Raw genomic sequence first — 10,808 nt, 5'->3', positions numbered from 1 at the left:
TCCACGTGCTGCGGGGCATCTTCGGCACCCACGTGGCCCACCTGCTGCGGCGCCTCCGCCGGCTGTGCGCCCACTACGGCTCGTCGCCCACCTTCGTCTTCTCCTCCGCGACGATCGGCCAGCCCGGCCGGCTGGCGTCGCAGCTGTGCGGGCTCGAGGTGGCCGAGGTCACCGACGACGGCTCGCCGCGGGGCGAGCGCCTGTTCGCGCTCTGGAACCCCCCGCTCGAGGACGACGTCGGCGGCGGCGACCTCTCTTCAGTCGCCCGGGCCGCCGACCATCGCCTGGCCGTGGTCGACGAGCCCGACCATCGCGACGACATCGCCGTCGACGAGCGCGACCGCGACGAACGGGCCGACGCCCGGACCGCCGACGGGCCGCGGGTGTCGTCCAACCGGGAGGTGGCGACCATCGCCGCCGAGCTCATCGTCCACGGTCGGCGCACCATCGCCTTCTGCCGCAGCCGCAAGGGCACCGAGATCGTGGCCGCCGACGTGCGCCGCCGCCTGCCCGAGGCCCTGGCCGACGCCGTGTCCGCCTACCGGGGCGGCTACCTCACGGTCGAGCGCCGGGCCATCGAGGACGAGCTCTTCTCGGGCCGCCTCCAGGGTGTGGTGGCCACCACCGCCCTCGAGCTGGGGGTGGACATCGGCGGCCTCGACGCCTGCGTGCTCAACGGGTTCCCCGGCACCATCGCCTCGCTCTGGCAGCAGGCCGGCCGGGCGGGACGCGAGGCCCAGCAGTCCTTGGCCGTGCTCGTCGCCGGGCAGGACCAGCTCGACCAGTGGCTCATGGCCCATCCCCGCGAGGTGTTCACCCGCCCGCCCGAGCCCGCGGTCATCAACCCCACCAACCCCTTCGTGCTGGGCCCCCACCTCGCCTGTGCCGCCTACGAGCTGCCCCTCAGCTGGGCCGACGAGGCGTACTGGCCCGCCGATGTCCTGGCCGAGGGGGTCCGCTCGCTGGTGGTCGACGACCGCCTCAAGATCCGCCCGCGCGGCTACGGCACCCGGGCCGAGCCGCGGGCGGTCTGGTCGGCCCGGGGCTTCCCCAGCCACGGCATCGGCCTGCGGGGCGGATCGGCCCGCGAGGTGCGCATCGCCCTCCCCAGCGGCGACCTCGTGGGCACGGTCGACGAGAGCCGCGCCCCCCGCCTCGTGCACCCGGGCGCCACCTACCTCCACCAGGGCCGATCGTTCCAGGTCGACTCCCTCGACCTCGATGACGCCGTGGCCTGGGTGTCGCCCTCCGACGGCAGCGATTACACGCTGGCCAAGTCCGAGACCGAGGTGCGCATCCTCGGCACCGACCAGCAGCGGGCCCTCGGCGGGGCCACCCTGCACCTCGGCGACATCGAGGTGCGCAGCCAGGTCACCGGCTACCAGCGCCGGGACCGCTTCACCGGCGAGGTGCTCGCCCGCGAGCAGCTCGACCTGCCGCCGTCGTTCCTCGTCACCCGGGCCTTCTGGTACACGCTCCCCTACGACCTGCTGGCCGAGGCCGAGGTGCCCCTGGCCCTGGCGCCGGGGGCGCTGCACGCCGCCGAGCACGCCGCCATCGGGATGCTGCCGCTGTTCACCATCTGCGACCGCTGGGACGTCGGCGGCGTGTCCACCCTGCTCCAGGCCGACACGGGCCTCCCCACCGTCGTCATCTACGACGGGTACGCCGGCGGGGCCGGCATCGCCGAGCTGGGCTACGAGGTGGCCGACCGCCACCTGGCCGCCACCCTCGAGGCCATCGACGCGTGCGCCTGCGACGACGGCTGCCCGTCGTGCGTGCAGTCCCCCAAGTGCGGCAACTTCAACGAGCCCCTCGACAAGGCCGGCGCCGCCCGCCTGCTCCGCGTGCTGCTCGGAGGCCCGCCGGCCTCCTGAGTCCCGCCCCGCCCCGCCCCCGCCCCGAGGAGTGGGAACCTGCCCGTGGGCGCCGGCGTTCTCCCCTGTGACCAGGGGGAAGACGATGACCGAGCCGTTCGCACCGACCGACGCCACCGAGATGCCCGTGTCTCCACCACCGGACGGGCGGCGATCCCGCCGGCGCTGGTACCTGGTGGCCGGCGGCGTGGCCGCCGCGGCCCTCGTCGCCTGGCTGGCCTTCGGCTACTTCGGGGTGCAGGCCGCCTTCCTCGACGACGAGGTCGACCAGGCCGGGCCCGTGTTCGACTCCGGCGCCGGAGCGAACCCGGTGCCGGCGGCGGCCCCCGGGGCGAGCGACCCCGAGGACGCCGCCGAGACCCCGCCCGACTCGACGCCTTCCACCACCGCCGCCGCCCCGGTGGTCGAGCGGGTGGTCGAGGGCAGCTTCGTCGACCGCAGCCACCCGACCGGCGGTCAGGCCGTCGTCCTGTCCGACGGCACCGCCCAGCGCTTCCTCCGCCTCGAGGGGTTCGCCACCGACAACGGGCCCGACCTCAACGTCTACCTGTCGGCGGCGCCGCCGGACGCCCCCGAGGACGCCTTCGACGACGACTTCGTCGACCTCGGTGACCTCCAGGGCAACGTGGGCGACCAGAACTACGAGGTGCCGGCCGACGTCGACCTCGACCGCTACCCGACCGTGGTCGTGTGGTGCGTCCGCTTCGGCGTGGCATTCGGGGCGGCGGGCCTGGCCTGACCTCGTCGCCCTGCACCTCCTAGGCTTCGTCGGCGGGCAGCCGAGCACGAGTGGGTGGAGAGCCACGATGGGCACGACCAACTGGAGGAGCCGGGCGGCACGAGCCGTCGTCGTGCTCGGCGCGCTGGCACTCGTGCTGGGGGCCGCGGCCTGCGGCGGCGACGACGGCGGCAGCGGAGGGGACGATGCCTCGGCCGACACCACGGCCCCGGCCGGAGGCGGCGACGACGACCTGTACGTGCTGATCACCAACAGCGAGGGCATCGCCGCCCAGAGCCTCGACGTCCTGGTGGAGTCCGTCTTCCGCCAGCCCGGGACGACGACCGCCGTGGTGACCCCCAACGTGGAGGCGGTCGTCCCGCCGGCCCCGTTGGCCGAGGGCCAGGTGCCCTCGGTCCTGTTCACGCCCACCGCGAGCGGGTTCCCCGGCGTCGTGGTGGCGGCCGACCCCGCCGACACGGTGCGCAGCGCCGTCGCCGGCACCATCGACGGCCTCCCCGAGGGCCAGACCACCCCCGACCTCGTGATCGCCGGCATCAACACCGGCCAGCTCATCGGGTCGCTGGCCGACTTCTCGAGCAACGTGCCGGCCGCCCAGGCCGCGGTCGAGGCCGGCATCCCCGCCCTCGTGGTGGCCCAGGGCGTCGACGAGGCCGTACCCGACTACGCCTCCGGCGCCACCCAGGCCCTCGCGTGGATCGACGAGCACCGCGACGCGCTGCTCGCCGGCGAAGAGCCCGCCCAGGTGACGCTGCTCAACGTGCCGTCGTGCGCGTCCGGCCAGGTTCGGGGTGTGGTCGAGGTGCCGGTGGCCGCCGACGACGCCGGCCGCAGCCTCGCCACCGTCGACTGCAACTCGACCGCCGAGGACCCCGTCGACGACGTCGCCGCCTTCACCACCGGCTACGCCACCGTGAGCGTCCTCCCCGCCGCCGACGCCACCACCCCCACCACCGCGGCGGCCCCACCGACCACCGGTTGATCGGCACGGCACCGCCACCCGGCGTCACTCGACGCGCATGGTGGCGCGGGCGGTGAGGGAGGCGTCGCCGATCAGGCGGCCGACGAGGGGGACCGACGTCGGGCTGCGATAGCGCACGACCACCTCGACCCGGGTGCCGGCCTCGCCCCGGCCCGACACCTCGACGCTGAGGCGGGCCGGGGAGAGGTCGGCGGCCGACGCCGCCGCGTCACGAGCGGCCGAGTCGGCGGCGTCGACCGCGGCGGCCCGCGCCGCCTCACGGGCGGCGTGGACCACCAGCACCTGGTCGCGCACCACGAGGCCGACCTGGACCACCGCCAGCAGCAACAGCGAGAGGAACGGCAAGAGCAGCGCCACCTCCACCGACGACTGCCCCCGGTCCCGGTCGGCCCGCGGCCTCACGTGACGTTCGACAGGATCGAGTCGAGCACGCTGTCGAGCAGCCGCCCGATCCGGTTCGTGTCCGCCGCCCACGCGACTTATTGAACTGGCCCAGATCGCCCAAGACAGTCGAGGAGATAGCTCCACTTGTGGGTGTCGGGGAGCAGGCGGTCGAGACCACCGAGCGAAAGTGGGATTGCCACGAGCTCGTCCAGCAGTTGCGTTGGCTGCATGGCCAAGATTCCCCAGTGGGCAAGAGCGGGTGACCGTCGAACTAGGTCGCGGACGTCATTCGTGAGGAACACGTGACAGCCGCGGTCGATCGCGTCCGCGACAAGCAAGTAGTCGGGATTCGGTCGACCGCGCTTCCGCTCTGGAACGACATCGCCTAGCGATCTCGGCTCCTGCATCCGACGCTGGTCCGACCTCGCCACGGGCGCCGGCGAGGGCGCTTGCTCAATCCAGGTCTCGATGTGCCACAGCGCTTCGGCCAGGTTGTCCACTTGCGCCTCAAGCTCCCGGTCGCGCTCCGGTTCGCCGGCTTCGACGGCGTGCGGCGAGACGTAGAGCCTGATATCGCTCATCATCCAGATGTTGAGGATCGCCCCCAGCGCGGCCAGCTGCTCCGACAGCTGGGGCTCAAGCCCTGCCGGTTCGACCCCTTCGAAGATGTCCTCGCCGTACTTGGCCAGGTAGATGAGGATGTTCGTATCGAGGGCAACCAGGAGGGGGCCGACCCCGACGCGGCCAACGAACAGGTCAGGCGCCGCCGCGTAGTCGAACTCGGCGATGCTCAGCATGGGGCGAGACTAGGGATCGTCGGCCGTCGACAGGCAGCGATTCTGGCGCCCGATCCCTGAGGATCATCACCCAAAGCGGTGGCCCTCGCGCGAGGCGCGCGAAGTCTAATCGATCCAGCCCGGTGAATCGCGGCAATCGCACCGGTGGTCCCCGAAGGTGTCAGGACCGACGAGTAACGTTTGTCTAGAAGAAACAGGGTCCCCGCGTCAGCGCCAACTGACACAGGGACCCCGGTCAGCCGGAGGCGTAGGCCCCAGCTGGCTTGCCAAGCCGGATCATAATCATTGATCCAGCGGCAGGACCCACTCCGTCGGTTGACCTCTTCGCACCAATGCAACGAGACAACCTGAAGGAGTACAGCCATGAACACGCTGCTGGTCACCTACGACCTGCACAAGCCCGGTCAGGACTACCCCGGTCTGATCGACTTCCTCAAGGGGTTCACCTGGTGGCACTGCCTCGAGTCGACATGGCTCGTCAAGACCACCCTCTCTGCCTCAGACCTGCGTGACAAGGTCGGCGGATACCTCGACAGCAACGATGAGGTGCTCGTCCTCAACGTCACTGGGCGCGGCTGGGCGTCCAAGGGCCTGAGCAAAAGCTGCAACGACTGGCTGCACAACAACGTGTAGCTACCCAGCTGACGCTCGGCGGCCACGGCCGCGTGGGACTTTTCCCACCAGGCCGTGGCCGTCGGACGCGGATAACTACAGGCGTGTAAGAATACGGGTGTGCCCAACGCGTTGACCTTCGTCGACCTGTTCTCGGGCGCCGGTGGACTGTCGCTCGGCTTGACGGACGCCGGCTGGCGATGCGAACTGGCGGCCGACCTGTGGGCCGACGCCATCGCCACTCACGCGCAGAACCTCGACCACCCTGCGGTGCTCGCGGATGTGGCCGAACTGGGTGGCGCATCGCTGCCGTCGGCGACGTGGGTTGTGGGAGGGCCGCCGTGCCAGGGGTACTCGACCGTCGGTCGACGTGATCGCAGCGATCCACGCAATCGGATGTTCTTGGAGTTTCGGCGCATCGTCGTGGAGCTGAAGCCGGAGGGCTTCGTCCTCGAGAACGTGCTTGGACTGAAGGACATGCGGTTCGTTGAGGAGGTCAAGCAGGCCTTCGCCGCCCACGGTTACTTCGTCACGTCGACGGTGCTGCGCTCAGCAGACCACGGCGTGCCCCAGCTGCGACGGCGCGTGGTGTTCGTCGGACATCGGGAGCGGGGCTTCTTCCAGGGCGTCCCGGCGACTCACGGCGCCGACCGCTACGTGACGGTCATGGATGCGATCGGAGACCTCCCGGCCGTGGGCCCCGGTGAGACAGTCGACCAGTACGACCAAGAACCGCAGAACGAGTTTCAGACCTGGCTTCGGAAGGACTCGACGCTGCTGACGGGGCACACCTGCTCCGCCCATCCGCCCCGGTTGGTAGAAGCGATCTCGCACATTCCCGATGGCGGCAACCGCACCCACATCCCGCCGCACCTCCAGCCCCGCAGCGGTTATCACAACTCCTACTCCCGGTTGTCCAGCTCTGCACCTGCAGTCGCGGTGACCTCGAACATGGGAAAGCCGTCGGCGACCCGCTGCATCCACCCGTTCCAGGACCGGGGCCTCACCGCGCGCGAGGGCGCGCGGCTGCAGACCTTCCCCGACACCTTCCACTTTGAGGGCGGCATCACCTCCCAGCGCCTACAGGTCGCCAATGCCGTGCCCCCGCTCCTTGCCCGGCGCTTGGGTGAGGCTCTTGAAGATCCTCTCCTATGGGGTGACCGCGAGCCGCTGATCGACCGGAGCGCGCAATAGGGGCCGGTCTCTATGCTTCCTCGACATGAGCGACGAGGAAGCGGAGACGGCAGTTGAGTCGCTGGCGGACTACGTCGATCGCTTAGGACTGCCTGAGACCTTCACCGACCGTGACGCGGAGGCATCCACCGCCGTCAACGAACTCGCCGAAAGGCTCCGACGCGAGGCTGGTGACGCCAAGTACGTGGTCGGTCTCGGCTTCGGTTTCGTAGCGGTTGCTGAGGAGATCCTCCGCGTCACCGAACAAGACCCTTTCCCCGACGCCTTGAAAGACCATCCTCCGCTCGAAAAGGACGGGCGCGGCCGAGACGTGAAGACCCTGACAGTCATGATTGGCGAGGACAAGGTCGGCCTTCGCAAGTTCTACAACAACGCCGAGAAGGCGATCAGACAGGACCTTCGGCGCTACGACTATCCCAACTGCGCACCGCATGCCACCGGGGAGTGGAGGACCTACCGCGAGTACCTAGACGCCCTACTCGCCATGTCCCCTGGCGAACGCCGAGCCTTCGCTGACGAGCTTTGGGAGCAGGTACTCGCTCTGCCCCGGGCAGAGCGGCGTTCGACAGCCGGCACTCGCAGACGCCCCTTCGCCACCCTTCTTCAGGAGTTCGACACCAAGGGCCACGGTGAACCCGGCGGTGCTGTGTTGCAGGGAATGGCCTTCGCCTACTTCTCTGCAGATGCGCCGAATGTCCAGCTGGAAACTCACAAGGTCGGAGCTGGCGGCTCCCGCCTCGGCGCTGTGGGAGATGTCGACGGCTGGACCGGAGGTGAGCTGGACCTCTCAGTTGAGGTGAAGGACCTGGACATCACCATGGACAACCTCGATGCGCTTACAGGGTTCCTAGTCAACCTAGCAGAGTGGCCGGATACAGCCGCCCTCGTCGTTGCCAGGTCGTTCTCGGATATGGCCAAGGAGGCCCTCGCCGAGCAAGCGATCCAGACCCTCAGCAAGGAAGATCTGATCGATCGCGTCGAGCTTTGGGACGTGAAGAAGCAGGAGGCCGCAGTAAACGGATTCGAGTACTTCGCGGTGAGGGTTCAGCAGAACACAGACTTCATCACCCGATTCGACGCCTTCGTGCAAGAGCAGGAGATCGGTGACTGATAATCGCCAGACCCAACAACACCGCACCCATCTGCCGGTTGTCGAGGACGGTCGACCTTACAGATCATGAGCGAAACAGACCTGGACCCCGAAGAGATTGCACTGATCCGCCTGCTCGTCGAGGCCTCGCGGTCCGTTGAGCGCAAATATAGAGGCGGCTTCATCGCGTTCGCCCAGCAGGATCCAGATGGTCCATGGATCGACCACCAGGGTATTCCTGAGCACCGCCAGGTCGACGGCGTGGCCTACCGCAGCCTTCGGGACACGGGTGTGCTCCGGGTTGTCAGCAGGGGCGAGATGATGGAAACCTTCGATCTCGACAAGCGAGCATTTAGGATCTATGACGCCATGTCTGGCAGTGGTGTGAACGCTGTCGAGGAGCAAACGTTGGAGCGGCTGCGTTCGGCTCGGCTCGACGACCCTCTGTTTGAGTCTGCACTCGCCAAATGGGATAAGGCCTTCGGTCTGCTCGACAGCTCAGACGGTGACGCTGATCTTACGACAATCGGTCATCACCTCCGGGAGGCGCAGCAGACGTTCGCACTCGCAGCCGTTGAATACGTTGGCGAGTCGATCCAGGACCTCAAACCAACACATGCTCGCGCCAATGTGACCACAGCACTCGGCAAATGGCCGCTGGTGAGCAGCGACGATGTCTTGGCAAGCATTGATGCCGTTTGGGTTGCTGCGGACAAGCTGGCCCAACGACTTGTGCACGGAGCATTGAAGGAACGCGAGGCGCTGACATGGGAGGACGCGCGGGGGGCTGTCTTCGTTACAGGGTTCGGAATGAGCGAGGTAGCACGCGCGCTGCGCGTTTGAAAGGGGCGCCGTCGCCCGCCGCCGCGTCACTCGACGCGCATGGTGGCGCGGGCGGTGAGGGAGGCGTCGCCGATCAGCTGGCCGACGAGCGGCACCGACGTCGGGCTGCGATAGCGGACCGCCACCTCGACCCGGGAGCCGGCCTCGCCCCGGCCCGACACCTCGACGCTGAGGCGGGCCGGGGAGAGGTCCGCAGCCGACGCCGCCGCGTCACGAGCCGCCGAGTCGGCGGCGTCGACCGCGGCGGCCCGCGCCGCCTCACGGGCGGCGTGGACCACCAGCACCTGGTCGCGCACGACGAGGCCGACCTGGACCACCGCCAGCAGCAACAGCGCGAGGAAGGGCAACAGCAACGCCACCTCCACCGACGACTGCCCGCGGTCCCGGCCGGCCCCCGCCCTCACGTGACGTTCGACAGGATCGAGTCGAGCACGCTGTCGAGCAGCCGCCCGATCCGGTTCGTGTCCGCCGCCCACGCGACGACGAGCAGCGCGATGGCGGCGACGCCGAGCAGCACGAGGGCGTACTCCGCTGTGGTCTGGCCGCGGTCGCCACCACGGGACCGGGGGACGGGCAGGGCGACGAGCAGGAGCGCGTGGGCGCGGACGAAGAGACGGGTCATTGGGACACCTCGGAGTGATTGGGCGGTTCGGCGGCGCCGTACGGCGCGAGCGGGTCCCGTTCACCGTGTCCGGAAGGACCTGGGTGCTACCCGTAGGGATCGAGGATAGTCGTCGTTTGCTGAGGTATCACCACCCGATTGCGCGACGACGCCACCCCGGCGGGTCCTACGGGCCCCCGGTCACAGGCCCAACACCGCACGGACGCCGTCGTCGACGGCATCCACGAGCGCCGGGGGTAGCTGGCCCACACGCTCCGCCAGCCAGGAGCGATCGATCAACTCCAGGCCGAGGGGCACGGCAACGCAGTCCCTTCCCAGGCCCGTCACTCCGGCGACGAGCAGAACGTTGCCGGCGAGGCCGGCTCGGTCGAGGTTCGAGGTCAGCGGCACGACATGGGTCTGCCAGACGTCGACGCCGAGAACGTGGTCGGACGAGACGACGACACATGGCCGACGCTTGTCGAGATCGGCCCAGTAGACGCCACCGCGCGCTACCACGGCGCAGACCGCTCCATCCGCTCACCGACCGCGAGCGCGTCCCGTTCCGTCAGCCGCTCGCCTGCGGCCAGTGCCGCATCGGCCAGTAGTTGGTCGGCGAACGACGTCGTCGCCTGCTCCGCCGCATGGCGACGGAGCTGATCGGTCACCCACCTCGAGAAGGGCACGTCGAGGCCTTCGATGATCGGCACCACGTCGTCGGGCACGCTGATCGTCTTGTTGGGCATGTACGTATCATACGTACGTACTCCTGTCTCGCAGCGGCCGACGACCGAACGCTGCCCGGTGGGATGCGGTTGGGTTCAGAGGCGCAGCGACCGGAGCGACCCCGCGAGCAGGGGCACGACGGTGAGCAGCGCGAAGGCAGGCAGGGTGCAGAGCACCAAGGGGAAGAGCAGCTTGACGGGGACCCGCCGGGCGGTGGCCTCCGCGGCCCGGCGCCGTTCGAGGCGGGCCTCGGCGGCGAGGCGCTCGAGCGCCGGCAGCAGCGCGACGCCGTAGCGCTCGGACGACACGAGCACGGTGGCCAGCGGCCGCACCCGCTCGCCGAGAACGTCGGGCAGGTCGGCGAGCGCGTCGCCGAGGCGGCGCCCGAGCCGGGCCTGTCGAGCCACGTCGACGAGCGCCTCACCCAGGAGCCCCCGGTGGTGGCGGGCGACGGCGGGCACCGCGAGGGCGACGGTGAGGCCCGATCCCACCGCGAGGACGAACAGGTCCACGACCTCGGGCAGTTCGGCCAACAGAGCGGCGTCGAGCCGGCGGCTGGCCCGACGCCGGGCCACCATCGGGGTGGCCCACCACCACAGGACGACGAGCGCGGCCAGAAGCGGGGAGACGAGTGCGGCGGGCACCCCGACGACGAGGGCCCGGCCGAGATGGCGGTCGGCGGCGGGGTCGGGCGGCCGACGGAGCCGGGCCCGCAGCGCCCGACCGAGGCTCTCGACGACGGCCCCGATCCTCGACGCGGTGAGCGTACGGCCGCCCGCCGGCCGTACGCTCCCAGCCACCCACGAGGCGGTCGCCACCGCACCGGCGACACCGGCGACACCGGCCGAAGCCGACGCCTGCGGGCCGAGACGACGAGCCCGCGCCGGCGCCGGCCGGTGGCGCCATGAGGCCCAGCCGACGAGTGCCGCCGCCACGAGCGCCATCACCGCCGTCATCGAGGTG

At 70.0% G+C, this 10,808-nt stretch carries 14 protein-coding genes; 7 read left to right on the top strand and 7 right to left on the bottom strand.

Translation table 11 applies throughout. From position 1 onward, the window contains the following. The 3 genes from JNK12_08780 to JNK12_08770 form a co-directional block, all read left to right on the top strand. The coding region (locus tag JNK12_08780; GenBank protein ID MBL8776012.1) for a DUF1998 domain-containing protein at nucleotides 1-1,877 on the top strand (1,877 nt) is incomplete at its 5' end. Between the two features lie 85 nt (nucleotides 1,878-1,962). Next, complete coding sequence (locus JNK12_08775) at nucleotides 1,963-2,616, top strand: DM13 domain-containing protein (GenBank protein MBL8776011.1); 654 nt, start codon at nucleotides 1,963-1,965, stop codon at nucleotides 2,614-2,616. Between the two features lie 67 nt (nucleotides 2,617-2,683). Beyond that, nucleotides 2,684-3,598, top strand: coding sequence for a hypothetical protein (locus tag JNK12_08770; GenBank protein ID MBL8776010.1), 915 nt, complete (start codon nucleotides 2,684-2,686; stop codon nucleotides 3,596-3,598). Between the two features lie 24 nt (nucleotides 3,599-3,622). Here JNK12_08770 and JNK12_08765 read toward each other — a convergent pair whose 3' ends face one another. Then, nucleotides 3,623-4,000, bottom strand: coding sequence for a pilus assembly protein (locus tag JNK12_08765; GenBank protein MBL8776009.1), 378 nt, complete (start codon nucleotides 3,998-4,000; stop codon nucleotides 3,623-3,625). A 77-nt stretch (nucleotides 4,001-4,077) separates the two neighbouring features. After that, nucleotides 4,078-4,779, bottom strand: coding sequence for a hypothetical protein (locus JNK12_08760; GenBank protein MBL8776008.1), 702 nt, complete (start codon nucleotides 4,777-4,779; stop codon nucleotides 4,078-4,080). A gap of 363 nt (nucleotides 4,780-5,142) precedes the next feature. Between JNK12_08760 and JNK12_08755 the strand changes: the two genes are divergently transcribed. The 4 genes from JNK12_08755 to JNK12_08740 all read left to right on the top strand — a co-directional run bounded on the left by JNK12_08755 (nucleotide 5,143) and on the right by JNK12_08740 (nucleotide 8,518). Continuing rightward, nucleotides 5,143-5,412, top strand: a complete 270-nt coding sequence (locus JNK12_08755) for a hypothetical protein (protein ID MBL8776007.1) — start codon at nucleotides 5,143-5,145, stop codon at nucleotides 5,410-5,412. A gap of 99 nt (nucleotides 5,413-5,511) precedes the next feature. Next, entirely contained in the window at nucleotides 5,512-6,585 is a 1,074-nt protein-coding gene (locus JNK12_08750) for a DNA cytosine methyltransferase (GenBank protein ID MBL8776006.1), read from the top strand. 25 nt (nucleotides 6,586-6,610) lie between these two features. Next, entirely contained in the window at nucleotides 6,611-7,696 is a 1,086-nt protein-coding gene (locus JNK12_08745) for a hypothetical protein (protein ID MBL8776005.1), read from the top strand. A gap of 66 nt (nucleotides 7,697-7,762) precedes the next feature. Beyond that, nucleotides 7,763-8,518, top strand: coding sequence for a hypothetical protein (locus tag JNK12_08740; protein MBL8776004.1), 756 nt, complete (start codon nucleotides 7,763-7,765; stop codon nucleotides 8,516-8,518). A gap of 26 nt (nucleotides 8,519-8,544) precedes the next feature. Here the strand turns inward: JNK12_08740 and JNK12_08735 are convergent, their stop codons facing one another. The 5 genes from JNK12_08735 to JNK12_08715 form a co-directional block, all read right to left on the bottom strand. Next, nucleotides 8,545-8,922, bottom strand: a complete 378-nt coding sequence (locus JNK12_08735; protein ID MBL8776003.1) for a pilus assembly protein — start codon at nucleotides 8,920-8,922, stop codon at nucleotides 8,545-8,547. Then, the gene (locus JNK12_08730) at nucleotides 8,919-9,140 is read right to left on the bottom strand and encodes a DUF4244 domain-containing protein (GenBank protein MBL8776002.1); all 222 of its coding nucleotides are present in this window, start codon (nucleotides 9,138-9,140) and stop codon (nucleotides 8,919-8,921) included. The genes JNK12_08735 and JNK12_08730 overlap by 4 nt, the downstream gene beginning before the upstream one ends. Before the next feature lie 180 nt (nucleotides 9,141-9,320). Further along, a complete protein-coding gene (locus JNK12_08725; GenBank protein ID MBL8776001.1) occupies nucleotides 9,321-9,638 on the bottom strand; it encodes a type II toxin-antitoxin system PemK/MazF family toxin in 318 nt (105 codons plus the stop codon). Continuing rightward, entirely contained in the window at nucleotides 9,632-9,865 is a 234-nt protein-coding gene (locus tag JNK12_08720) for a hypothetical protein (GenBank protein MBL8776000.1), read from the bottom strand. The genes JNK12_08725 and JNK12_08720 overlap by 7 nt, the downstream gene beginning before the upstream one ends. A 75-nt stretch (nucleotides 9,866-9,940) precedes the next feature. Further along, complete coding sequence (locus JNK12_08715; GenBank protein MBL8775999.1) at nucleotides 9,941-10,801, bottom strand: type II secretion system F family protein; 861 nt, start codon at nucleotides 10,799-10,801, stop codon at nucleotides 9,941-9,943. Nucleotides 10,802-10,808: the final 7 nt, after the last annotated feature.

The organism is Acidimicrobiales bacterium (genome assembly GCA_016794585.1).
Lineage (GTDB): Bacteria > Actinomycetota > Acidimicrobiia > Acidimicrobiales > DATDAH01 > JAEUJM01.
Note: the sequence above shows the minus strand (reverse complement) of the source record. Positions and strands in the feature narration are given on the sequence as shown.

Excerpts from the sequence above, each read along its gene's own strand:
- JNK12_08755 (MBL8776007.1), top strand. The coding sequence starts at position 5,143 with ATGAACACGCTGCTGGTCACCTACGACCTGCACAAGCCCGGTCAGGAC.
- JNK12_08760 (MBL8776008.1), bottom strand. The coding sequence starts at position 4,779 with ATGCTGAGCATCGCCGAGTTCGACTACGCGGCGGCGCCTGACCTGTTC.
- JNK12_08775 (MBL8776011.1), top strand. The coding sequence starts at position 1,963 with ATGACCGAGCCGTTCGCACCGACCGACGCCACCGAGATGCCCGTGTCT.
- JNK12_08715 (MBL8775999.1), bottom strand. The coding sequence starts at position 10,801 with ATGACGGCGGTGATGGCGCTCGTGGCGGCGGCACTCGTCGGCTGGGCC.
- JNK12_08730 (MBL8776002.1), bottom strand. The coding sequence starts at position 9,140 with ATGACCCGTCTCTTCGTCCGCGCCCACGCGCTCCTGCTCGTCGCCCTG.
- JNK12_08740 (MBL8776004.1), top strand. The coding sequence starts at position 7,763 with ATGAGCGAAACAGACCTGGACCCCGAAGAGATTGCACTGATCCGCCTG.
- JNK12_08720 (MBL8776000.1), bottom strand. The coding sequence starts at position 9,865 with ATGCCCAACAAGACGATCAGCGTGCCCGACGACGTGGTGCCGATCATC.
- JNK12_08745 (MBL8776005.1), top strand. The coding sequence starts at position 6,611 with ATGAGCGACGAGGAAGCGGAGACGGCAGTTGAGTCGCTGGCGGACTAC.
- JNK12_08770 (MBL8776010.1), top strand. The coding sequence starts at position 2,684 with ATGGGCACGACCAACTGGAGGAGCCGGGCGGCACGAGCCGTCGTCGTG.